This is a genomic window from Pseudomonas sp. Wu6 (assembly GCF_019891515.1).
Lineage (GTDB): Bacteria > Pseudomonadota > Gammaproteobacteria > Pseudomonadales > Pseudomonadaceae > Aquipseudomonas > Aquipseudomonas orientalis_A.
In genome coordinates, this window is record NZ_JAFLXH010000004.1 from 1 (window position 1) to 21,345 (window position 21,345).

A 21,345-nucleotide genomic window follows, 5' to 3' on the forward strand; every position below is an offset into this window, starting at 1 on the left:
CGGAGCACCCATCATAGTGATAGGTGATCAGGTTTCTTAGCCTTCATTCGGCGATTCGGAGCCGCTTTTTTGGGCCGGAAGCTTTCAGTTGCGTACCGCAGCTCCCGGCCAATAGCTGCGCTTCGCGATTGACGACTTTCGACCCATGGCGGACGTTCAGCAACCTTTCGGCTAAGTACGTACGGTCAAAACGGCACAATCAGTTGTAGCCCTAGCGCCCGCTTCAAGCCGAACGCTTAGACTAAAACGTAAGCGTCCGGCGATCTCGCCTCGACAGTCGAAGAGCGCCGCATGCTGAGGCATGTGAGTGCTCCAATGCACGGTTGCGCTCAGGCGTGGTTGCGCCTCATTTCCGCCCATTCTATCAATGCCTGTATTGAGGGCCCGAGTGCGTGGCCGATATCCGTGAGCCGGTACTCCACTTTAGGAGGCACCTGCGGGTACACCGTCCGCAGCACGATGCCGTCCCTTTCTAGCTGCTTGAGCTGTTGAATCAGCATTTTCTGATTGATCCCTTCAATCAACTTCTCTATATCCGAGAACCGAAGTGCCCCCTTCGCCGCGAAAAGCTGGCACAGGATGATAATCTTCCACTTACCCTCCAGCACGCGAAGAGTCTCGGTCGTTGCCTCAGCCCAATTCCGACGATTTTGCGGATCACCGCAATTCCAGTCCCGTTCCATTTCTTTCTCAACAGTGTGTTACCCACCTTTTGGTAGGTACTTACCATTATCGCATCAGCGCTCTAGAATCGGTGCAAGACATACGATTATTGAGGCTTAGTTCATGAAAATCGGCATCATTGGAACTGGTAACATCGGCGCCACCCTCGCCCGTAAGCTTAAAGTTGCTGGCCATGAAATTCGCGTAGCAAATTCGGGGGGCGTCAGCGGCGTTCGCGCGTTTGCCGAAGAGATAGGCGCCGAACCTGTAGATGTTCGGGGCGCGGTCGACTGGGTCGATCTGATCGTACTGTCCATACCGCTACCTGCTTTGAGCGCGCTTCCTTCTAATCTGTTCAGCGCCGTATCTGACAGCGTCCCAGTGGTAGATACCAGCAATTATTACCCTGGGTTGCGCGACCCTCGCATTGCAGAACTTGATGAAGGGATGACAGAAAGCGTCTGGGTTGCCAAACAGATTGGACGGCCTGTGATCAAGGGCTTCAACAACGTGCTGGCTTATACTTTGGCAGAGCTAGGCCTTCCAGAAGGTAGCCCTGGACGCTTGGCAGCAGCGGTGGCAGGTGACGATCCCAAAGCGAAACAAACGGTAATGTCTCTGGTGAGTGAAGTTGGCTTCGACCCGGTCGATGGAGGTTCACTTGATGTGTCCTGGAGGCAACAACCATGCACACCAAGCTACTGCTGCGACTATGACGCGGCGACTATGCAGAAAGCGCTTTTGATGGCTGTTAAAGGGCAGGCAGCAGCGAAGCGAGATGAGTTGCCCAAGCACTTTGCAAAGCTCGGGGCCAACGCCAGTCATAGCGAGGTTGTAGCCATGAACCGCTCGTTCAACCCTCTGGATTGATGCTTTCGGGCAACGAGAGCGATCTCAGACAATACGGGGCCTCCTTGAATGAAGATGAGTCCAGTTATGAGGCAAAAGTAGATCGATCTCGTTCGCCCGGTGCGTTGGTAGGCGAGTAAGAACATCCTTCAAGTAAGCGTACGGATCATGTCCGTTGAGCCGCGCCGACTGGATCAAACTCATAATCGCCGCCGCACGTTTACCGCTGCGTAACGAGCCAGCGAACAGCCAGTTTGAGCGCCCAAGAGCCCATGGCCGGATTTGATTCTCGCACCAGTTATTATCGATGGGCACAGCACCGTCATCGAGATAGCGCGTCAGCGCTATCCAGCGTTTTAGGCTGTAATCCAAGGCTTTCGCGATGGCCGATCCCTCAGGCACAAGCTGTCTTTGGGCGATCATCCAGGTATGAAGTGCGTCGATGATCGGCGCTGCTTTTTCGTGCCGTATTCGCTGTCGATCACCCGGTTCCAGCTCGCGGACTTCTCGTTCAACTTCGTACAAGGCCGCGACGTAGTGCAGCGCTTTTTCGGCGATCTGGCTCTTGTTGGTCGCGTGCAAGTCGAAGAACTTTCGGCGTGCATGAGCCATGCAGCCGATCTCCGTGACGCCCAGTTCAAAGCCTGCCTTATAGCCAGCAAAGTCATCGCAGACCAGCTTCCCGTTCCAGTGGCCGAGGAAGTTTCGAGCATGTTCGCCAGCACGGCTCGGGCTGAAGTCGTAAACGACCGCCGCCAGATCGGAGAACTGACTGGTGGCGTAGGCCCAGACATAAGCGCGATGAGTTTTCTTCGCGCCAGGCGTCAGCATTTGTACTGGCGTTTCGTCGGCGTGGACGACGCCGTGCGTCAGCACGGCTTCGCGCAGCGCATCAACCAGCGGCTGTAATTGCACGCCGCAGTTGCCCACCCACTGCGCCAAGGTCGAGCGAGCAATAGGCAGTCCAGCGCGGCCGAAGATTTTCTCCTGCCGATACAGCGGCAGATGATCGGCAAACTTAGCCACCATGACGTGGGCCAGCAGGCCCGCTGTCGGTATGCCTTTGTCGATGACGTGCGCCGGTACCGGCGCCTGGATCAGCGTTTCGCACTGTTCGCAGGCCCACTTTCCACGGATGTGGCGCTCGACGGTGAACACGCCTGGCGTGTAGTCGAGCTTTTCGCTGGCATCTTCGCCGATGCGCTTGAGGGCGCAGCCGCACTGGCAGTAGCTGCTGTCCGGTTCGTGATGGATCAGTGTGCGAGGGAACTGCGGTGGCAGCGGTGCGCGCTTGGGTTGCTGGCGCACTTTGGCTTCGACAGGTGCCGGTTGCAGCGCCTCAAGTTCGGCTTCGATAGCGGCGATATCCGTATCGATCAAGTCGTCAAGCAGGCTGGCTTGATCAGGGCTCAACTGCTCGCTGCGCTTGGCAAACTTGAAGCGTTTGAGCAGCGCGATCTCGTGGGCCAGTTTCTCGTTGACAGACTTGTGATGAGTGATTTGCTTGTCCATCGTCTCGACGTGCTGGATCAACTGCGCCGCCAAGGCACGCAGTTCTTCAGGGTTTAATTGATCGAGATTCGGATGCGAAGTCATGCCGCCGATTTTGCCAGAGAGGGCTAGTGGCGGCGATAGACTGATGGGCCAATTGCGCTGGAAAGCGCGCCATGGCAGACAAGTTAGAGCACCGTGATGGCTCCTCCGGAACCGACGCGTTGCCAAGGTAAGCCGAGCACCAAGGCTTGAAGTTGCTCTGCATCCAACTCGACTTCAGAGCCGTGCCGCACACCCGGCCAGAAGAAGCGTCCTTGATTCAAACGCCGGGCGGCAAGCCAAATCCCCACGCCGTCATGCACCAGCACTTTCATTCGATTGGCGCGGCGGTTGGCGAACAGATAGGCACAGTGCGGCTTCGCCGCACCGAACACCGCCACGACCCGTGCGAGCGCGGTTTCGGTGCCGGCGCGCATGTCCATGGGCTCGGTGGCGAGCCAGATGGAATCGACGCGGATCATCGCAGCAGATCTCGCAGGAAAGCAGAACACGCCGCTGCGTTTTCTGCTGGCCAACTCACCACGACTACACCTTTTGGATGCGGCACTTCGATTCGGATCGTGGCAAGAAGGGCCTGATGCATCGGCACCGGCGGCGAAGTATTGACCGGGATGAAGGCAGTTTGCAGTGCCAGGTTTTTCTGCGCATGCACCCGAATCCATTTATGGACGAGGTTTGCATTGAGGTTGTGGGTCAAGGCGACATTGGCAATTGAAGTGTCAGATTGGGCGCACTCAGCAATGACCTGGGCCTTGAAGGACTCTGAATAGGAACGGCGTTCTTGTGGCATGGGCGTCCGCTTAAAAAGGCTAAAAATGGTGTCCACTTAAATTTAGGTGGACACCATCGCCTCAAGCGACGGTGTTAGGAAGGTGTGTTGCCCGGACGGTTACCCTAATCCTGTGCAGATACAGGTAAAGCTTTGCTGGTTTCAGCCGAAACATTCCGAACGGAGAAAAAACTGGCTACGGCAGGCTACTACTGAACCATCCTGGGCTCTATCAGACGTCGACTTCATAGAACGTTCGCCTTGGATAGCTTTAAACAACATCTTCAAGCCCTGAGGCCTGCCATGCTTAGAAATGCTCCTTTGAGTACAAAGCTACTGCTTATTTTGATGTTTCCCCTGTTGGGCTTTCTGGTCTTCGCCGGGATTTTTGTAGCTGACAAACGAGAGACACTGAGCGAGATGAACCGAGCGGTCACCGCTACCGGCACCGCGCAGAAACTCAGTGACGTAGTAACCACTATCCAGCGTGAGCGCGGCGCAAGCGGCGTGTTTCTGGGCAGCGGTGGTAAGACGATGCAGGACAAGTTGAAAGTCTTACGCCAAGAAACCGACCGTGCGGTGAGCGCGATGCATGCGCAATCGACCGAGGGTCTTATCGCGCCTGACAAGATGCTGCGCGCAATTGATGGTTTGGCCGGACTGCGTCAGCAGGTGGACACGCTCGCAATCAATAACGGCGAGTCCGGCACCCGATTCACCGATCTTATCAAAAATTTGATCGGCTTCTCTTACTCACTGGAAACCAGCATTGAGGATCCGGAAATCCTGCGTGGGCTGAGTTCACTCAATCAGTTCGTAGACATGAAAGAGCGCTCTGGTCGAGAGCGTGTACTGCTTGGCCTGGCATTCAACCAAAACCGTTTTGATGCGCCGCTGTTGTCACGTTTCAGCCGCAACATGGGCGAGTTCTCCGGCTATTTCGAGGCCTTTCAACGCTGGGCTCCTGCCGTGTTCAAAAATAAGCTGGATGCGGTTCTACAACAGCCCGCATCCGTCGATGTAGCTCGCCTGCAAAAACTCGGATTTGATACGCCTCTAGGCGATCCGCTTAATATCAAACCCGAAGACTGGTTCAACCTTTCCACCAGCCGTATCGACATGATGGCTCAGGTCGAGGCTGAACTGGGCCAGACGGTCGTGAGCCTAGCCAATGTCGCGCGTACCGATGCCCAGCGCAGTCTGTATGTCGCAATAGCCACCGTCATTCTGATGTTGATTGCGGTGCTGTGGCTCGCTTCGGTGATTATTCGCAATATCAAAATCGCTGTGGTCGACGTGAACCGCACCCTTATTTCGCTATCCACGCGTGACCTAACTGCCAGAACCCGTTACACCGGCAGAGACGAGTTTGGCGAGATCTCGCGTAACCTGGATAACATGGCCATACAGATCGGTGAAGTGATCCGTGAGATCGGGAGTGCCACGGCGCAGGTCGCGACCGCCGCCGAGCAGTCTTCGGCTGTGGCCCTGCAAACTAGCAATAACGTCGTCCAGCAGCGTCAAGGCACCGATCAGGTGGTCACTGCCATCAGCGAGATGAGCGCCACGGTCAAAGACGTGGCGCGCAGCACTACCGACGCCGCAGAGATGTCGCAGCGCGTTAATGCCAGCACTATGCAGGGCAAGGCTGAAATCGAGAACACCATCAGCTTGATCAAAGGGCTTGAGGTTCAGGCCGAACAAACATCCCGAATCATTGAGGAGCTCAAGGGTGAAAGCTATTCCATCTCCTCGGTTTTGGATGTGATTCGTGGTGTAGCAGAGCAAACCAATCTGCTAGCTTTGAACGCTGCCATTGAGGCTGCCCGTGCCGGTGAGCAGGGTCGTGGATTTGCCGTGGTCGCCGATGAGGTGCGGAATCTGGCCAAAAAGACTCAGGATTCCACCGTCAGTATCCAGAAGATGATCGCCAATCTGCAATCCGGCTCCGACCGTGCCGCCACTTCCATGCAGGAAACTCTAGGGAAGGCTCAAGAAGGCGCGAGCAACGTAGTGCGCGCAGGGGAGTTGCTAGAAGAAATAGCCGAGGGCATCGCGACCATCAGCGACAGCAACATACAGGTCGCCTCGGCGGCAGAACAACAGAGTCAGGTTGCCGAGGAGATCCACCGCAACGTAAACGACATCAACACTCTGGTTATCCAGGTCAGCGCCGGTGCTGAACAAACCGCCGTCACCAGCCGCGAGTTAGCCCGCTTGGCCGAGCAACAGCAGGGGCTGGTGGGACGGTTCAAGGTGAACTGAGTTACAAGTTTTTTTACCGGATGCTCAAATGCCCGAGAGAATGACTTTCGGGTATTTGAGGATTGGTAGGTGAGAGGGTGACGCGCCTATAAGGGCTACTTTGCTCAACGCGATAAACGAGGCTTTTCATGACGCCGGATGAGGTCAGGCCATGGATTATCAGCCGTCCTACGGCTTTCTGAAGGACTGCTTATACCGTTCTGAGTCATACAAGGTGACTTTGGCAGACGCTTACATCAGTTCTTCCCTGAGTCGATTAGAAATTGCATGGTAGGCCAGTTTCGGACATCAACATTACCTCGAAGTGCGAACGTCAAAGTTAGCGTAGCGCGCTGCTATGTGATGGCAGGAAGACTTATTGTCGCTTGGCGGCAGACCTTCAATGATGATCCTGAAACGCTTAGGATTACTCACTCAATTCAGTACCAAAATGGAGCAGGCCACGGTTTATGGATATCGAATTTCGCGGTAACGGCAAGCGTGATAATCCGTCTGTAGGTACATGCGATGAGTACGGCGTGAGCGGGATTACCAGCTTTGACGATCTGACCGAAGCTCGTCGTAAGATTGCTGAGGCGCATCCAGGCTTTAAACCTCTGTTCTCGCTCGATGATCTGCACCAAGCCCGCTACACCTCGGGACATGTGCGCAATAATTTAGGGATGGACGATGCATCGGAGCAGGACATAGCGGGCTTGCCTCCAGAGTGCTTTGAGAATGGTGAATACATAGGCTATCCGACTACAAAAGAGGAGTTCGCAATCTGTCTTCGCAATTTCATGACCCTGGTTGCAGCCACGTCTTTCGAGGATGCTTGTACTCATGGTTTGACGCTAGATCAGCAGGCCCTCCAGGAGTGGATCGGTTACCAGAACAACCCTATCTCTCTTCTAGAGCAGCCTCTTTCAGCGCTCCTGGTACCCGTTCAGCAGTCCTGCCAGGCACTCGCGGCTTTTCCGAATGGCTATTTCACTTCGGATCTGGATCCCGCGAAAAACTTTGCCGTTGCGCGTCATTTTTCAGAAGCGCATGGCTATGAGTTGATGGGCGTAGGTGCTTCTTACATCGGCTTCATTCGTGCTGAACCGCCTGATACATCACTTGCTAACGTCGTAGCCAAAGACTTCTGTGCGCTCTATAACACTAGCGATGAAAACCTACAGGGACGTGTTTCCAAAGTTGCGCAGGCGATCTCCGGTCGGACGCATCTTTGGCTCCGTTACGTGGAGTGAGCTTCGTCGCATCCAAAGTCCGGCTGAATAGTTAACAAAGCTTGTGAGAGGTCTGGAGCTTTTTGCCGCCTCGTAGGAGGGCAGTATCCACACATCCACTACAATCAGGCACATGATTGGCGCTGCTCGTTTTCCGCTACGTAACGTCAATTTCGTCTGATAGCTGTCGATATGGAGAGCAGCCGTCCCAAGCGCTGAACAAGTTTAAGCCTGCCCAATTCCCGCTGTTTACAATTGCCTGCTGACAAAAAGGATTCTGTACATGCTTTTTTCCCTGCTCGACAAATTTTTCAATCGACCGCTAACTGATGAAGCATTTGCCAAAAAATTTATGGATTCGACTCGTAAAGCTGGATTCAGCGAGAATCTGAATTTTGAGAAGAACGAGTTCCGCATCCGCCATGGGGATGGATCGTACTTCAATCTCCATAATGCCTTTCGCGACTATCAAAATGCAGACAAAGCACAGAAATCCGCCGTTCTGACCGGATACGTATCGACGCTGTTAGAGGCGGGTAGAAAAACCGAGACTGTGTTTGATAATGTCAAAGCACAGCTGCGTCCGGTGATTCGCAACCTTGCCATGCTTGAAGAAATTCGACTGGAACACGCCCGTAAAAATGGCGACAAGCAGTACGATTATGTTTCACAGCCTTTGGGCCGAGACTGCGTTATTCTGCTTGCTGTCGATTCGCCCGAGTCCACTGCCACCCTTACCAATGGCCCCGAAGCACATTGGGGTGTGACGATGGAAGAGGCGGTAAAGATCTCCATCGAGAACCTGCGTGATACGACAAACGAAGCCTTCGGGGAGATTATTCCAGGCCTATACGCTGGGGAGTGGGCGGATGGGTACGACACCAGCAGGGTGTTGTTGCCAGATGTCCTTCAGCGCGTGCCAGTTAAAGGTCGGCCAGTGTTCATGGTGCCCAGTCGAGACGTCCTGATGGTCACTGGAGACAAGGACGAACAGGGAATTCGTCAGATGGTAGAGCTTGCTTTCCAGGCTCTTGAAAGGGGGCGTGCTGTCTCTACCGATATTTACACCTACGAAGGTCGCGATATCATACCGTTTAACTGTGATGATGAAGGGGTCAGCAGTCGGTTGGTTACACTGGAGCATTTGCTGCTGCAGAGTAATTATGCCAATCAGAAAGAGTTGCTCGACAAGCTCAATCTGGAAAAGGGCATCGACATCTTCGTCGCCTCCTACAATCTCTTCCAAATGGCTGACCAACCAAACCAGACGGTATCGATGAGCGCCTGGACAAAAGGTGTGCTGACGCTGTTGCCCAAGACAGATCGCGTCGCGTTGGTTGAACCTGTTGAGGGTGGGGAAGCGACAGTCAAAACCGTCTCCTGGAGTGAACTTGAATCCGAGCTTGGCGATCTGCTGGCTACAGAAGCGGGCTATCCACGTCGCTATCGGACACTGGGATTTCCTTCGGTTGAGCAGCTTAATCGCCTGACTACCTTGTGATCAGTGCTCTACTACTCTGGCGCACTGCAATGGAGGTATCGCTGAGCTGGCAAAGCAGCAGTCGCAATTTATCATTACGATACACTCCCCATTTTGATTGCTTATCCTGGTGGGAAAATTTGGGAGTTTACCGATGTGGGGTTGGTGGCTTCTCTAGCGCTACTGAGTCGGGCCGCAAGATCTGACTGACTTACTTCAGTTGGCGAGCCGCTGTGCGCGGGCAGGCTGTGGCGAACCGAGCTCCCGCGTCCCGCCGTATCTCGGCCCTGCGGGCGTCCATCCTTCACGCCTTCGGCTGTGCCAGCCTGCGCGCTCCGCTTGCGTTGGTTACTCAGTGCGATATGGTCGATACGCCAAGCAGCTCGTCATTTCTCCGATGGGGAAACCACATCTTGCCAGCCATCAATCAACTCCATATTTTGCGCAACGAGCTGGCAGGGCTTGCCAGTTGCCTTGCGACAATTGCTAAGCGCCTGCTTTCGTGCTGTCTTGAGTGAGCGCGCGCCGTAGTACCAGTAAATGCTGCTACTTTCCTTGGACATGGCCATGGCTTTCTCGGTAACGCTCTGAAGATAAGCCTCAGCGCTCGCACGGTCTTCGGGCGCCAGCTTCGAAAGCAGCAGCATTAATGCGCTGTCGTCCATGGCAGGAAGCCGGTTGCTCCTGAGAAAATCTTCGATATGAGGCTTTAAAAGGGTATTGGCCTCTTGTTTGTAGAGCGAGTGCCCATCCCTACCGAATGGGGGTAGCAGCGCCAGTTCAGTATTACCTCCCGCCGAGCGGTAGCCCGCGATCATCCGACCTACAAGATCTGGGCTGAAAAACGGATCATTCTCGGCGTAAATCCAGAGCGTTGGCGTTGGGTTGCCTTTGCCAAATTTCGTGAGGTTTCGCACAAGATCAGTTTGATATAACGAGCAATTAGAGTCCGCAGAGCCCACATTTGTGTAGTGGTAAACGCCGCCAGAGATGTTAACTACCGCCGTCAATGGGTGACTTGGTTGAGCCGCGAGGTCTAGCATTGACGCTCCGCCGATAGAGATACCAACACCTACTGCCAAGGATGGATCTACATCTGGACGCTCACGCACAGCCGCCAATGCGGCGCCAAGCTCTCTGCCATGCGCATCGAGAAATCGTGCCACGTTGGGATTGGTGCAAGTTCCCCCTTCATTCATGAAGTTTCCGGTCGAACGACCATAGCCGGGCCATACAATAGATGCGGCAAGCCAGCCACGGTGCGCAAAGTCGTGAGCGATATGAGCAAGCCAATCGGCATGTGCGGCGGACGGAGATGTTGCCGCCGAGCCGTTAACAATCAGTGCAATGGGGTACTTACCCTCCTTTACGGGACGAACGATTAATGCTTCGATTTTCTCAATATGTGAGTCAACCTGGATGGGCAGTAAGAGTTGTTCTTCGCTTACCAGTGAGTCTGCACGGGGTTGGCTTGCAAAAAGCATCAGACCAAACGTGATAGTCCTGAAGCGTAGTATTGATTGCATTTAGAACGCTCGCTGATACGTTAGAAGCCAAGCTTAAACTGGTGCGACAATAGCTGATCGTAAGGTTCTGTCCAACACGTCTTGTGGTTAGCCCGGGATGTCTCATCGCGTATCACTCAATCCAGCACCGTTGGGAAATAGGTGATGTGGAATTAACCTGCTGACACGTGGGGACTTACGCCATTAGTTCTGGAGTTCGGAGGGGCTGTTTCCGGAACTCTTTAGTTGTGTCTGCATATGTTCCGATTAGCAGCTAATCCAACAGGAATTCGTCCTGTTGAGTTATCTGCAAAGCAGTCTTCTCCAAACGCAGTAAAAATTCTTTTCGGGGCTGTCCTCCGCCATATCCGGCGAGTGCTCCATTCGTCGCTATGACACGGTGACAGGGAACGATAATGGATAAGCGATTGTGTCCATTTGCATTGCCCACTGCTTGGCTTGCACCTGGCTTACCGATGGCCCCAGCGATGGCACCGTAGGTTGAAATGGTTCCATAGTCGATTTTTAAAAGCTCTGCCCACACAAGCCTGTCAAAAGAACTGCCTGGCATATGGAGCGGTACTGAAAATTTCTTTAGCTTTCCCTCAAAATAAAGTTTTAGTTGCACTTCGATTTGCTTGATGTGGAGATGCTCGCCAGGCGCAATTGAATACCCATGACGCCCACGCAGTTCGTTTAATTCAGCGGTTAGCGCTGGACGGTCAAGAAATTCGAGGAGTACCAAACCTCGTTCCTCTGCCATGGCAATCATTGGGCCCAACGGTGTAGTCAGATGGCGATAAAGCAGGAGGGACGTTTCAGTTGCCTTACCGGGGGGCATTTGAAATGTTTTTTTGAAAGCATCCCTAAAGCCACTCAATGACTCGTATCCTAAGTCAAATGCTGTGTTATCCAGGGTTTCGCCCGAAGAAATCCGGCCTAGGGCGACACCGAGCCTTCTAGAGCGCATCCATGCATGAAAAGTCATGCCAAAATTTTGTTTGAACCACCTGCGTAAGCGTAACGGATCGATACCACGCGTAGTTAGTTCAGCATCACTCCAGCGAGCGTCAGGTGATGCAGATACAGAGGCCAGTAGCCCCTTGACCCAATCTGGCGCGGAAGCCGCGAGATCTAATGGCTTGCATCGTAAGCAAGGCCGATAACCTGCAGCCATCGCTTCGTTGGCCTGCGAAAAGAACTCTACATTCTCGGGCTTTGGCTTACGTGCACCACATGTAGGGCGGCAAAAAATACCTGTAGTTTTGACAGCAGTGAAAAAAACGCCTTCATAGGCGGTGTCGCTGCATAGCATCGCATTTACCATCTCGCTTCTGGGCGGAAGAGCGTGATTGTAAGATCTCATTAGAGCGTAGCCTCGTCTTCGAATGGGTGTGAAAATCGCTTTCGAGGTGCGGAAAACAGCGGCGATTTTCATGCGGATCACAGATTAATAGGGCGAAGATAACTTTTCGCTTAGGTGTTTTTTTGCTGCCATAAGGTTATTCAGGTCGCTGTAGGTATATGCGTCCAATGGATACTCGAAAAGCTTTCCCGTTCGCAGGAAGCTCTTGGCGAACGCCTTGTTGGCGCCGCATAAGAATTCAGCAATGCTGGAACCAGCGCTTAGCCGTTTGACGCCTAGACTCGTTAATTCATCCATGCCGGGTTGGCCGTTCCAGGCAAGCAGGTTGACGGGTAGCCGTGTTGCCTCGCACAGTGTAGCAATGTCGTTTTCCTCAACCATTCCAGCCGCAAAGATGCCGTCTGCACCTGCTTGCTCGAACAGCGATGCACGGAAGAGGGTCTCTGGCAATTGTCGCGCTGGCTCTACCAAACATCTCAGATAAACGTCAGTTCGTACGTTCACGAACAAGTCTATTCCATGCTTGTTTGCTACCTTCTTTGCCACTTCGATTTTTCGCAAAATCAGATCAGTGCTGCCTGTTCCGTCCTCAATGTTGATTCCAACGGCTCCAGCCCTAACTACGCAGTCAATAACTTTAGCAACCGACTCAAGGTCGTCGGAATAGCCCCCTTCGACATCGACCGTGAGGGGGACTGTAAGCACTCGAACCATTGACTCAACTGTAGTAGTCAGCAGTTTTAGGGGAAGTTGATTGCCATCCTGGTATCCATGCGCCCAAGCAACGGCGGCGCTGCTGGTCGCGACTGCCTTACTCCCTACGCTCTCGGCAATACGTGCGCTGCCAGCATCGCTCACGTTGGCGAGTACCAACAAATTATCTTGGTGAAGGTTGCGGAAAACCGCACTTAGTGGCGTCATTCAGTGGTGCCCCGGAGAGAGAAGACTGATGCAGATCGCGCTATCGTAAGCTGACTACACAGACGTCTCCACCGAGAAATCGTAAGCGTCCGAACTACACCGCCTTGCATCTCAGACCTTAATCCCCTTTAACCGCTGATTGACGCGCTCACACTCAAAAACTGCGAAATTGCACCCCACTTGACCACCCATTTGCGTTGCAACTGACCAATCATTTGCATTCGAAGTGATCAGGACTCTCGGCTCTGTAGGGTAAGAGCGTGGCTAAAAGCAGACCGTAGGTTTGGCCAGTCAACGGGGCTCATTGAGCGCCGCTCTTTTCCTGTTCAAGCCGACAAACAGGGGGGCAATGAAACGGGAAATCGTAGGCTAAGGCGCGAAGTTTTCGTGGCTATCTATTCCATGCAGCGAATCGATCAGCGGGCAGCTAACCGTCCCGTGGCTCGCGCAACAGTCATCAACCAACTGCGCCAGGACCAACTCGATCCGCCGCAGATCCGCAAGTTTCCCCCGCACGTCTTCGAGCTTCTGCTCGGCGTGCACACGCGCATCATTGCAGTGCGTACCGTCATCGAGCCGCAACAGTCCGGCCACTTCATCGAGGCTGAAGCCCAGCCGTTGTGCGGACTTCACGAATTTCACCCGTGCAATATCCGCCTCGCCGTAGCGACGAATGCTGCCGTAGGGCTTGTCCGGTTCGGGCAACAGCCCTTTGCGTTGATAGAACCGAATGGTTTCCACGTTAACCCCGGCTGCCTTGGCAAAGACGCCAATGGTCAGGCTTTCCGCAGTGTTTTTCATACCGCTTGACTCCGTACCTGACTACGGAAATAACCTTAACCCATCGATCAAACATTCGAAAGGTTGAACCCATGTCTGAATCACAAAAGGGCCGTGGTGCACTCCTCGCTGGAGGTCTGGCGGCGATCCTTGCGTCCACCTGCTGCCTGGGCCCGCTGGTGCTAATTGCCCTGGGCTTCAGCGGCGCCTGGATCGGTAATCTCACCGTTCTGGAGCCCTACCGCCCGTTTTTCATCGGCGCGGCATTGTTGGCGCTGTTCTTCGCTTACCGGCGCATTTTCCGCCCGGCTCAAGCCTGCAAACCCGGTGAGACCTGCGCAATTCCGCAGGTACGAACTACCTACAAGTTCATTTTCTGGCTCGTGATGGCACTCGTGCTGGTCGCGCTCGGTTTCCCCTACATCCTCCCGTTGTTTTACTGATCAGGCAGGAGTCTCCCATGAAAAAGCTGTTTGCCGCTCTCGCGCTCATTGCCGTGGTTTCCCCGGTGTGGGCCGCCATCCAAACCGTCACCCTGTCGGTACCGGGCATGACCTGCGCCGCCTGTCCGATCACGGTCAAGAAAGCGCTGACCCAGGTCGAGGGCGTGACCAAGACCGAGGTGAGTTTCGAGAAACGCGAAGCCATCGTGACCTTCGACGATGCCAAGACCAACTCCGAGGCCCTGACCAAGGCGACCGAGGATGCCGGCTATCCATCTACCATCAAGCAATAGGAGGAAATACCAATGAGAAATCCTCTCAATCTGTTCACGCGGATCGGTGACAAAGCCAGTTCCGTCGGTGTGCTGGTTTCAGCCCTAGGCTGCGCCGCGTGTTTTCCTGCTCTGGCTAGCTTAGGCGCTGCAATCGGTCTGGGCTTTTTGAGCCAGTGGGAAGGCCTGTTCATCACCACGCTACTGCCCTTGTTTGCGGCCCTGGCGCTGCTCGTCAATTCCCTTGGCTGGCTCAAACATCGGCAGTGGCAGCGAACTGCACTCGGCCTGATAGGCCCTGTCCTGGTCTTGGCTGCGGTGTTTTTGATGCGGGCTTATGGCTGGCGGAGCGGTTGGCTGCTCTATATCGGTCTGGCCCTCATGCTTGGGGGCTCGATCTGGGATCTCGTGTCGCCCGCCCACCCCCGGTGCGCCCCGGGTGCCTGCCCACCACAGCCAAAACAGTAATGCCGCAAAGAGACCCATTTGAGGAAGTAAACGCTATGACCACACTGCGAATCCACGGTATGACCTGCGCCTCCTGTGCCGACCGCGTCAGAGATGCTCTGGAGGGAATCTCCGGCGTGCACCGGGCGGACGTCTCCTACGCCGGTGGGAAGGCCGAAATGACGGCCGACGCGGCTGTCAGCCGTGAACAAATGCAAGCCGCCGTCGAGGCCCTTGGGTATCAAGCGTCGTTCGAAGTCGCCTCGCTACAACCGCGCCCCGGCCAGCTCGATAAGGCGCTGGGCTGGTTGCGCAGCGACACCGAGGTCGGCAAAAACGGCGACGCGCTACACATTGCAGTCATAGGCAGCGGCGGTGCGGCAATGGCGGCCGCCTTGAAGGCGGTGGAAGCCGGCGCCCGCGTCACTCTGATCGAGCGCGGCACCATCGGCGGCACTTGCGTCAACGTCGGCTGCGTGCCGTCGAAAATCATGATTCGCGCCGCGCATGTGGCTCATTTGCGCCGCGAGAGTCCGTTCGATGACGGAATGCCCGCCACGCCGCCGACCGTCCTGCGCGAGCGGCTGCTCGCGCAACAGCAAGGCCTTGTCGACGAACTGCGTCACGCCAAGTACGAAGGCATTCTGGAGAGCACACCAGCCATCACCGTGCTGCGTGGCACCGCTCGCTTCCAGGACGGCCACACGCTCAGCGTCGAACTGGTCGAGGGGGGCGGGCGCGAAGTCGCGTTCGACCGCTGCCTGATCGCTACCGGCGCCGGTGCGGCCGTGCCGCCGATTCGCGGGCTGCAAGACACCCCCTATTGGACCTCGGAGGAGGCACTGGCCAGCGCCAGTATTCCGCAACGGCTCGCCGTGATCGGCTCATCCGTGGTGGCCTTGGAGCTGGCGCAAGCCTTTGCCCGGCTGGGTAGCCGCGTCACCATCCTGGCGCGCAACTCGCTGTTCTTCCGCGAAGATCCGGCCATCGGCGAGGCGCTGACCGCAGCCTTCCGCATGGAGGGCATCGACGTGCTTGAGCAGACACAAGCCAGTCAGGTGACCCACGCCAACGGCGAATTCGTACTGACCACCAACCACGGTGAACTGCGCGCCGACCAACTGTTCGTCGCCACCGGCCGCACGCCCAACACCCAAAGCCTGAACCTGGAAGCGGCGGGTGTACTGTTGGATGAACGCGGCGCCATTCAGATCGATCAGGGCATGCGCAGTAGCGCAGTGGATATCTATGCAGCCGGCGACTGCACCAACCAGCCGCAGTTCGTCTACGTCGCGGCGGCGGCTGGCACCCGTGCGGCGATCAACATGACCGGCGGCGAAGCTACGCTTAATCTCGATGCCATGCCGGCGGTGGTGTTCACCGATCCGCAGGTGGCCACCGTCGGTTACAGCGAAGCGGAAGCACAGCGCGCAGGCCTCGAAACCGACAGTCGCACGCTGAGCCTGGACAACGTGCCGCGTGCGCTGGCCAACTTCGACACGCGAGGGTTCATCAAGCTGGTCGCCGAAGCGGGTTCTGGTCGGTTGCTCGGCGTGCAGGCGGTGGCCCCGGAAGCGGGCGAGCTGATTCAGACGGCGGTGCTGGCTATTCGCAACCGCATGACCGTGCAGGAGCTGGCCGACCAGTTGTTCCCCTACCTAACCATGGTCGAGGGCCTGAAGCTCGCGGCGCAGACTTTCACCAAGGACGTAAAGCAATTGTCCTGCTGCGCTGGATGAATGGAGAGCACCATGAAATTTGCCCGCTACATTACCGAGATCGCCGAACGTCTCACCCCGACCAACCGGCCCAAAGGTTTTGCGGAGTTCTTGGTCGCGCTACTGGGTGAACTTGCCAAGGGACGCCCGATTTCGCGAACTACGCTTGCCAGGACTCTTGGCTGGCCCGCTGAGCAAGTGGCGGCTGTGCTCGAACAAGCCACCAGTACCGAATACGACAACGATGGGAACATCATCGGCTATGTCCTCACCTTGCGCGAGACGTCGCATGTCTTGGAAATTGACAACCGCCGGCTGTATGCCTGGTGCGCGCTGGACACCCTGATGCTCCCGGCGTTAATCGGCCGTACAGCTCGCGTCTCGTCGCATTGCGCTGCAACTGGAGCACCCGTTTCGCTTACGGTTTCACCCAGCGAGATACAGGCTGTTGAACCTGCCGACGTGGCAGTGTCACTGGTATTGCCGCAGGAGGCGGCCGACGTTCGTCAGTCCTTCTGTTGCCATGTGCATTTCTTCGCATCTATCCCAGCGGCAGAAGATTGGGCCTCCAAGCATCAAGGATTGACTATCGTAAGCGTCCAAGAGGCGTTCGGCGTGGGCCAGGAGCTTAATCGACATCTGTTGCAGACCCTTCCAATGAGAACATCGTGATTGGATTTCGACTCAATGTCCTACGGAGTGGGCATCGGATTTCTCTTTCCGACTTTGATCCGGTGATCCCAGCCATCGCCAAAGTCATAGACCTAGCGGAATGTCCTTTTCCCGTTCAACGCTTTGATCAGAGTCTTGCGGGTCTCCGAGTTCACGGGAGGCCCCCATCCATCGGAGTCGGGAATACCGTAACTCTCACCAGCTATTTCAAACTCATGCAGATGGTCATCGTGCCAGCCCATTGCGATCTGGATCACCGCGTGCAATTTGCCTAAGGTGATGTTCTCGGGCACCGCCACACGGCGCCAGATGGCAGGTTCGATCCACTTCAATTCAATGTGCAGTAGCAACAAATCAGGTTCGGGTTTTGGCAAGCGAACAGTTTTGACCATGGATCAGGCGGCCTCGCAGAGTTCCGTGGAGGCGAGAGAAACGTTCCAGGGCAGCAGTTCGTCGACCCGATTGATCGGGTGGTCGGCGATGCGCTCCAGCACGTGTGTCAAATAGGCTTGCGGGTTCAGGTCGTTGAGTTTGGCTGAACCCACCAGGCTGTAAATCGCAGCCGCTCGTTCGCCGCCGGCGTTGGAACCGACGAACAGATAATTTTTTCTGCCTAGCGCGACAGCACGTAGCGCGCGTTCGGCAGCGTTGTTGTCGATCTCAATTCGCCCGTCATCGCAATAGCGCACCAAGGCCTGCCACCGATTGAGGGCATAGAGAATCGCACCGCCCAATGCCGATTTTTTCGACAGTTGAGTCAGCGTCTGGTTGAGCCACGCGTGGAGTTGTTCCAGCAGCGGACTGGCTCGGCTTTGCCGAACCACTTTTCGCAGGTTGGGCGGTTGCCCTCGAATCTCGCTTTCGATGGCATACAGGGCCGCAATCCGTTGCAGCGCCTCGGCGGCAAGTGGTGAAGCCAGGTCTTTGTAGACCTCGTAAAACTTGCGCCGGGCGTGAGCCCAACACGCCGCTTCCTCAATGGTGCCCGTGGCATATAGTTGAGCAAAACCGGCATAGCCGTCCGCCTGCAAGATCCCGCTGAAGCGCTTGAGATGCGCGCGGGGATGTTGCCCCTTGCGATCCGGCGAGTAGGCAAACCAGACCGCCGCCGGTGTCGCGTCCCCCGTAGGTCGGTCGTCCCGCACGTACGTCCACAGGCGCGCCGATTTGGTCTTGCCGTTGCCCGGCGCGAGCACGCCAATCGGCGTGTCGTCGGCATGGACTTTGTGTCCGCTCATGACGTGGTGCTCAAGGGCGTTGATCAGTGGTCGCAGCAACTGACTGCTCTGGCCAACCCAGTCGGCCAGGGTTGAGCGCTCCAGCTCCACGCCCTCACGGGCGTAGATCTCGGACTGCCGATACAACGGCAAATGATCGACAAACTTCGAGACCAGCACATGGGCCAACAACCCTGGGCCGGCAAGACCTCGGGCGATCGGGCGACTCGGTGCCGGCACCTGGGCGAAGTGCTCGCAGCAGCGGCAAACCCACTTCGGACGGACATGGCGAATGACTTTGAAACGTGCCGGAACGTACTCCAGCACTTCGGACACATCCTCACCTAAATGGCGAAGCGTCCCACCGCAGCCAGTGCATTGCGACTCGGGCTGATGAACGTGGGTTTCGCGAGGTAGGTGTTCAGGCAATGGTTTACGGCGCGAAACTGCGCGAGGTGCCGGCTCGACTGGAGGTGTCATTTCGGCTTGGCTGATTTGCAGCTCATCAAGGCTCAACTGGAGCTGGTCGATCATCGCTTCCAGTTGCTCGGAGCTGCGACCGAACTGCGTACGACGCAGCTTGGCGATCATCATCTTCAAGCGCTCAATCTCTGCGTGCTGGGCAGCGATCAGCGCCTTCAAGGCTTGAAGATCATTCGGCAGGGAGTCGGTCACGAGGGTCATGCCCGAATATTACTGGGGATTTTTTCAGCGCGGCAAGTCAGACCGCGAGGACGGGTGCTGTACGAATTGGCCGGCGCCAATCAATGCCCTCCAACAGCATCGACAACTGCGCGGTCGTCAGCGACACGCTGCCGCTGGTTGCTTGCGGCCAGACAAAGCGTCCTTGCTCCAACCGTTTGCAAAACAGGCACAAGCCGTCGCCATCCCACCACAACAGTTTGATCCGGTCACCACGCCGTCCGCGAAAGGCGAAGATCTGACCGGAGAAGGGATCGGCTTCCAGTTGAGTCTGCACCATGGCCGCCAAACCGTCGAAGCCACGACGCATGTCCGTGACGCCAGCGGCGATCCAGATACGGGTTCCAGCGGGAGGGGCAATCATCGCACTAACTGCTGCAAGACGAGTTGCAGCGTCTGCGGGTCTGGTGCTCCGGTGATACGCAACTTGGCTTTTCCTACCTCAACTGCGATCTCGGAATGACACTCTGCCTGTGGCTGGAAGACTGGCGGCAGATCCATTGGCGCCTCGATCACCTGGACTGGCAAAAACGAAGCACTCTGGCTGACCGGGCCGAATAGCCCTTCTTGGTATTGCTGCCGCCAGCGAAAGACCAGATTGGCATTGACGTCATGTTCGCGAGCGATCAATGACACGGAGGCGCCAGGCTGGAAGGTGGCCTCGACGACTTGGCGTTTAAAGTCCAGCGGAAAGTTGGGGCGGCGACCGGCTCGACGGGCTGGGGCAACTGTATCCAAGATAGTGTCCACTAAAAAATGGTGTCCACTATCTTGGCCAATTTGGAGGGCTGTCAGGAGAGGGTGCTGGCCGGACGGTTACGAGAAATCGACAGTGATTTAAGAGCTAGCGAATATAGTTTCTGCGGGCTAGGAATGGGTGAATACCTACTCAAAAGCCTGCTGAAAGACGTTGCCGTACACATCCAGTCATTGCAGGGATCGGATAGATGATTACGATCTTCTTCCATCGCCAACGCTGCACTGAAAGGCAAAGCGATGCAGGTGCATCAGTCTCGCTGGAATAAACCCAGCGATCTTTAAGGATGCATGCGGCAGGCACGTGGATCTTCTTATCACTCGTGCAGAGGACACGTTAGCGCTGCAGCATGAGAAGGATAAACTGAGCTCACTGGCTAGAACGACCACGCGGTAGGCTTATCGAGTAGGAATCTTTGGCTTAGTGGCAGGTTCTGCACTCTCGAGAAAGCCTCGCGCCAACTGCTGATACAACTCAGGGCCCATTCTTGAACTGACAGCCTTGGCGATCAGGGCTACCGCCATGAGACTGATCACCATGCTGTGGCTATTAATCATCTCCATCACAATGATTGCGGAGGTGATTGGCGACTGAGTAACGGCAGCCAGAAATCCGACCATGCAGAGTGCAATAGTGGGCTGCGCGGCCAGATGGAATAGCTCTGCGGTATTGGCGCCGACTGCGGCCCCTACAGCGAGCGAGGGGGCGAAAATACCTCCTGGAATACCAGAGAAGTAGGTCACTACGGTCGCTAAGAAGCGAGTAATGGGGGCGTGCCATGGCAGGACTACATCGGATGCGATGACCTGAGAAGTAATGCCGTACCCACTACCGAACGACATTCCGCCGCTCAACCAACCTAAGATGGCGACGACCAATCCACAGATGCCGGCAAACCACACCGGGTGCAGGCGCCGCCATTGCCAGATGATGAAGTGTGGATGCCGCTGCGGCCATAACAACATTCGACTAAACAAACCACCCAATAGCCCGCATCCAATTCCTATGACTAATGCCGGGACGACAATGTCGAGGTTTATGTCCTGAATGCCGAAGTGACCGAAATAGTTGTAGTTTCCCTGCAAGGCAATGGCAACCATCCCAGAGAGGATAATGGTGCTGAGAAGAACCCCGCTGGTACGGGTCTCCAGCTTGCGTCCAAGTTCTTCTACCGCGAATGCGATCCCTGCCAAGGGCGTGTTGAATGCTGCCGCAATACCCGCTGCACCTCCCGCCAGAATGAGATCCTCGCTGCGCACGATTCGCGCATTGGGCAGGAAGCGGTGAAAGAATTGCATGATGGATGCGGCAACTTGCACTGAGGGGCCTTCACGCCCCGCCGAAAAGCCGCCCGTCAGCGCCAGAGTTCCAAGGCTTATCTTGGCGAAAGCAATGCGCAATGAAACCAGTCTGTTAATGGGCTTACCTTGACGCGCAAGTCGTGTTGCTGCGATTACCTGAGGAATTCCGCTACCTTGGGCGCCCACAAAAAAGCGCGTTGTCAGCCAGACTACGAGCATGCCGATCATTGGGGTGTAAACAAGCGGAAGCCACGCTCGCTCAGCGGTCTGTTGAGCAAACTGCGCCAAGGCCATGTCTGCCAGCCTAGCGAAAGCCACCACCAGCAGCCCAGCAATGGTTGCTGCAATCCATAGCGTTACCCTGGTGCGCCAGCGTATGGAGGCGAAGCCTCGGCGTAACAGCATTATCGGCTTGATCACCCGAGGAGCTCCTCTTGAAGTCGCTGTATTGAC

General features: G+C 55.9%; 21 protein-coding genes and 1 pseudogene. 9 read left to right on the plus strand and 13 right to left on the minus strand.

All coding sequences use genetic code 11. The features are described from left to right. Window positions 1–329: 329 nt before the first annotated feature. Entirely contained in the window at window positions 330–683 is a 354-nt protein-coding gene (locus J1G34_RS03465; RefSeq protein WP_003436536.1) for a winged helix-turn-helix transcriptional regulator, read from the minus strand. Window positions 684–786: 103 nt separating this feature from the next. Between J1G34_RS03465 and J1G34_RS03470 the strand changes: the two genes are divergently transcribed. Beyond that, a complete protein-coding gene (locus J1G34_RS03470) occupies window positions 787–1,533 on the plus strand; it encodes an NADPH-dependent F420 reductase (protein WP_222993314.1) in 747 nt (248 codons plus the stop codon). Window positions 1,534–1,557: 24 nt separating this feature from the next. Here the strand turns inward: J1G34_RS03470 and tnpC (J1G34_RS03475) are convergent, their stop codons facing one another. The 3 genes from tnpC (J1G34_RS03475) to tnpA all read right to left on the minus strand — a co-directional run bounded on the left by tnpC (J1G34_RS03475) (window position 1,558) and on the right by tnpA (window position 3,856). Continuing rightward, entirely contained in the window at window positions 1,558–3,108 is a 1,551-nt protein-coding gene (tnpC, locus tag J1G34_RS03475) for an IS66 family transposase (RefSeq protein WP_222993316.1), read from the minus strand. Between the two features lie 83 nt (window positions 3,109–3,191). Next, entirely contained in the window at window positions 3,192–3,527 is a 336-nt protein-coding gene (gene tnpB, locus J1G34_RS27050) for an IS66 family insertion sequence element accessory protein TnpB (RefSeq protein ID WP_003436528.1), read from the minus strand. Further along, window positions 3,524–3,856, minus strand: a complete 333-nt coding sequence (tnpA, locus tag J1G34_RS03485; RefSeq protein WP_065093823.1) for an IS66-like element accessory protein TnpA — start codon at window positions 3,854–3,856, stop codon at window positions 3,524–3,526. The genes tnpB (J1G34_RS27050) and tnpA overlap by 4 nt, the downstream gene beginning before the upstream one ends. A 327-nt stretch (window positions 3,857–4,183) precedes the next feature. Here tnpA and J1G34_RS03490 point away from each other — a divergent pair, with 327 nt between their 5' ends. The 3 genes from J1G34_RS03490 (at window position 4,184) to J1G34_RS03500 (ending at window position 8,812) form a co-directional block, all read left to right on the plus strand. Continuing rightward, the gene (locus J1G34_RS03490; RefSeq protein WP_043205934.1) at window positions 4,184–6,100 is read left to right on the plus strand and encodes a methyl-accepting chemotaxis protein; all 1,917 of its coding nucleotides are present in this window, start codon (window positions 4,184–4,186) and stop codon (window positions 6,098–6,100) included. A 449-nt stretch (window positions 6,101–6,549) separates the two neighbouring features. Next, the gene (locus J1G34_RS03495) at window positions 6,550–7,332 is read left to right on the plus strand and encodes a DUF4253 domain-containing protein (RefSeq protein WP_056859366.1); all 783 of its coding nucleotides are present in this window, start codon (window positions 6,550–6,552) and stop codon (window positions 7,330–7,332) included. Between the two features lie 262 nt (window positions 7,333–7,594). Further along, the gene (locus tag J1G34_RS03500) at window positions 7,595–8,812 is read left to right on the plus strand and encodes a DUF1444 family protein (RefSeq protein WP_056859365.1); all 1,218 of its coding nucleotides are present in this window, start codon (window positions 7,595–7,597) and stop codon (window positions 8,810–8,812) included. Between the two features lie 365 nt (window positions 8,813–9,177). On the opposite strand, the gene J1G34_RS03505 is transcribed toward J1G34_RS03500, so the two are convergent. The 4 genes from J1G34_RS03505 to merR form a co-directional block, all read right to left on the minus strand. Continuing rightward, the gene (locus tag J1G34_RS03505) at window positions 9,178–10,317 is read right to left on the minus strand and encodes a hypothetical protein (protein WP_222993318.1); all 1,140 of its coding nucleotides are present in this window, start codon (window positions 10,315–10,317) and stop codon (window positions 9,178–9,180) included. 253 nt (window positions 10,318–10,570) lie between these two features. Beyond that, window positions 10,571–11,662, minus strand: a complete 1,092-nt coding sequence (locus J1G34_RS03510; protein ID WP_012723700.1) for a bifunctional transcriptional activator/DNA repair enzyme AdaA — start codon at window positions 11,660–11,662, stop codon at window positions 10,571–10,573. A gap of 84 nt (window positions 11,663–11,746) precedes the next feature. Next, window positions 11,747–12,583, minus strand: a complete 837-nt coding sequence (locus J1G34_RS03515) for an isocitrate lyase/PEP mutase family protein (RefSeq protein WP_222993320.1) — start codon at window positions 12,581–12,583, stop codon at window positions 11,747–11,749. Between the two features lie 369 nt (window positions 12,584–12,952). Then, a complete protein-coding gene (merR, locus tag J1G34_RS03520; protein ID WP_003425050.1) occupies window positions 12,953–13,384 on the minus strand; it encodes an Hg(II)-responsive transcriptional regulator in 432 nt (143 codons plus the stop codon). Between the two features lie 71 nt (window positions 13,385–13,455). Here merR and merT point away from each other — a divergent pair, with 71 nt between their 5' ends. Genes merT through merB form a run of 5 tightly spaced genes read left to right on the plus strand, consistent with a single transcriptional unit; the run spans window position 13,456 to window position 16,915 of the window. Next, a complete protein-coding gene (merT, locus tag J1G34_RS03525; RefSeq protein ID WP_003425049.1) occupies window positions 13,456–13,806 on the plus strand; it encodes a mercuric ion transporter MerT in 351 nt (116 codons plus the stop codon). A gap of 17 nt (window positions 13,807–13,823) precedes the next feature. After that, a complete protein-coding gene (merP, locus tag J1G34_RS03530) occupies window positions 13,824–14,099 on the plus strand; it encodes a mercury resistance system periplasmic binding protein MerP (protein ID WP_003425048.1) in 276 nt (91 codons plus the stop codon). Window positions 14,100–14,111: 12 nt separating this feature from the next. After that, window positions 14,112–14,546 (plus strand): organomercurial transporter MerC, encoded by a 435-nt coding sequence (merC, locus tag J1G34_RS03535; RefSeq protein ID WP_003425046.1) that lies wholly within the window; start codon window positions 14,112–14,114, stop codon window positions 14,544–14,546. A gap of 35 nt (window positions 14,547–14,581) precedes the next feature. Next, window positions 14,582–16,264: a mercury(II) reductase gene (gene merA / locus J1G34_RS03540; protein ID WP_003425044.1), complete on the plus strand. Its 1,683-nt coding sequence runs from the start codon at window positions 14,582–14,584 to the stop codon at window positions 16,262–16,264. A gap of 12 nt (window positions 16,265–16,276) precedes the next feature. Then, window positions 16,277–16,915: an organomercurial lyase MerB gene (gene merB / locus J1G34_RS03545; RefSeq protein ID WP_003425042.1), complete on the plus strand. Its 639-nt coding sequence runs from the start codon at window positions 16,277–16,279 to the stop codon at window positions 16,913–16,915. Between the two features lie 92 nt (window positions 16,916–17,007). Here merB and J1G34_RS03550 read toward each other — a convergent pair whose 3' ends face one another. The 5 genes and pseudogenes from J1G34_RS03550 to J1G34_RS03570 all read right to left on the minus strand — a co-directional run bounded on the left by J1G34_RS03550 (window position 17,008) and on the right by J1G34_RS03570 (window position 21,312). Then, window positions 17,008–17,307 carry a plasmid pRiA4b ORF-3 family protein gene (locus J1G34_RS03550; RefSeq protein ID WP_003425039.1) on the minus strand — a complete coding sequence of 100 codons (300 nt, stop codon included), beginning with the start codon at window positions 17,305–17,307 and terminating at the stop codon, window positions 17,008–17,010. A 3-nt stretch (window positions 17,308–17,310) separates the two neighbouring features. After that, complete coding sequence (gene tnpC / locus J1G34_RS03555; protein WP_003425038.1) at window positions 17,311–18,816, minus strand: IS66 family transposase; 1,506 nt, start codon at window positions 18,814–18,816, stop codon at window positions 17,311–17,313. A 37-nt stretch (window positions 18,817–18,853) separates the two neighbouring features. Further along, window positions 18,854–19,198 carry an IS66 family insertion sequence element accessory protein TnpB gene (gene tnpB, locus J1G34_RS03560; protein ID WP_003425037.1) on the minus strand — a complete coding sequence of 115 codons (345 nt, stop codon included), beginning with the start codon at window positions 19,196–19,198 and terminating at the stop codon, window positions 18,854–18,856. Next, window positions 19,195–19,491, minus strand: a pseudogene (locus J1G34_RS27560) (transposase); the annotation flags it as partial. The pseudogene J1G34_RS27560 and the gene tnpB (J1G34_RS03560), both read right to left, overlap by 4 nt. A 498-nt stretch (window positions 19,492–19,989) precedes the next feature. Beyond that, entirely contained in the window at window positions 19,990–21,312 is a 1,323-nt protein-coding gene (locus J1G34_RS03570) for a chloride channel protein (RefSeq protein ID WP_065945817.1), read from the minus strand. Window positions 21,313–21,345: the final 33 nt, after the last annotated feature.

What these genes read in the sequence shown, in the direction of transcription:
- J1G34_RS03465 (WP_003436536.1), bottom strand. Translation starts at nt 683, where the DNA reads ATGGAACGGGACTGGAATTGCGGTGATCCGCAAAATCGTCGGAATTGG.
- J1G34_RS03470 (WP_222993314.1), top strand. Translation starts at nt 787, where the DNA reads ATGAAAATCGGCATCATTGGAACTGGTAACATCGGCGCCACCCTCGCC.
- tnpC (WP_222993316.1), bottom strand. Translation starts at nt 3,108, where the DNA reads ATGACTTCGCATCCGAATCTCGATCAATTAAACCCTGAAGAACTGCGT.
- tnpB (WP_003436528.1), bottom strand. Translation starts at nt 3,527, where the DNA reads ATGATCCGCGTCGATTCCATCTGGCTCGCCACCGAGCCCATGGACATG.
- tnpA (WP_065093823.1), bottom strand. Translation starts at nt 3,856, where the DNA reads ATGCCACAAGAACGCCGTTCCTATTCAGAGTCCTTCAAGGCCCAGGTC.
- J1G34_RS03490 (WP_043205934.1), top strand. Translation starts at nt 4,184, where the DNA reads ATGTTTCCCCTGTTGGGCTTTCTGGTCTTCGCCGGGATTTTTGTAGCT.
- J1G34_RS03495 (WP_056859366.1), top strand. Translation starts at nt 6,550, where the DNA reads ATGGATATCGAATTTCGCGGTAACGGCAAGCGTGATAATCCGTCTGTA.
- J1G34_RS03500 (WP_056859365.1), top strand. Translation starts at nt 7,595, where the DNA reads ATGCTTTTTTCCCTGCTCGACAAATTTTTCAATCGACCGCTAACTGAT.
- J1G34_RS03505 (WP_222993318.1), bottom strand. Translation starts at nt 10,317, where the DNA reads ATGCAATCAATACTACGCTTCAGGACTATCACGTTTGGTCTGATGCTT.
- J1G34_RS03510 (WP_012723700.1), bottom strand. Translation starts at nt 11,662, where the DNA reads ATGAGATCTTACAATCACGCTCTTCCGCCCAGAAGCGAGATGGTAAAT.
- J1G34_RS03515 (WP_222993320.1), bottom strand. Translation starts at nt 12,583, where the DNA reads ATGACGCCACTAAGTGCGGTTTTCCGCAACCTTCACCAAGATAATTTG.
- merR (WP_003425050.1), bottom strand. Translation starts at nt 13,384, where the DNA reads ATGAAAAACACTGCGGAAAGCCTGACCATTGGCGTCTTTGCCAAGGCA.
- merT (WP_003425049.1), top strand. Translation starts at nt 13,456, where the DNA reads ATGTCTGAATCACAAAAGGGCCGTGGTGCACTCCTCGCTGGAGGTCTG.
- merP (WP_003425048.1), top strand. Translation starts at nt 13,824, where the DNA reads ATGAAAAAGCTGTTTGCCGCTCTCGCGCTCATTGCCGTGGTTTCCCCG.
- merC (WP_003425046.1), top strand. Translation starts at nt 14,112, where the DNA reads ATGAGAAATCCTCTCAATCTGTTCACGCGGATCGGTGACAAAGCCAGT.
- merA (WP_003425044.1), top strand. Translation starts at nt 14,582, where the DNA reads ATGACCACACTGCGAATCCACGGTATGACCTGCGCCTCCTGTGCCGAC.
- merB (WP_003425042.1), top strand. Translation starts at nt 16,277, where the DNA reads ATGAAATTTGCCCGCTACATTACCGAGATCGCCGAACGTCTCACCCCG.
- J1G34_RS03550 (WP_003425039.1), bottom strand. Translation starts at nt 17,307, where the DNA reads ATGGTCAAAACTGTTCGCTTGCCAAAACCCGAACCTGATTTGTTGCTA.
- tnpC (WP_003425038.1), bottom strand. Translation starts at nt 18,816, where the DNA reads ATGACCCTCGTGACCGACTCCCTGCCGAATGATCTTCAAGCCTTGAAG.
- tnpB (WP_003425037.1), bottom strand. Translation starts at nt 19,198, where the DNA reads ATGATTGCCCCTCCCGCTGGAACCCGTATCTGGATCGCCGCTGGCGTC.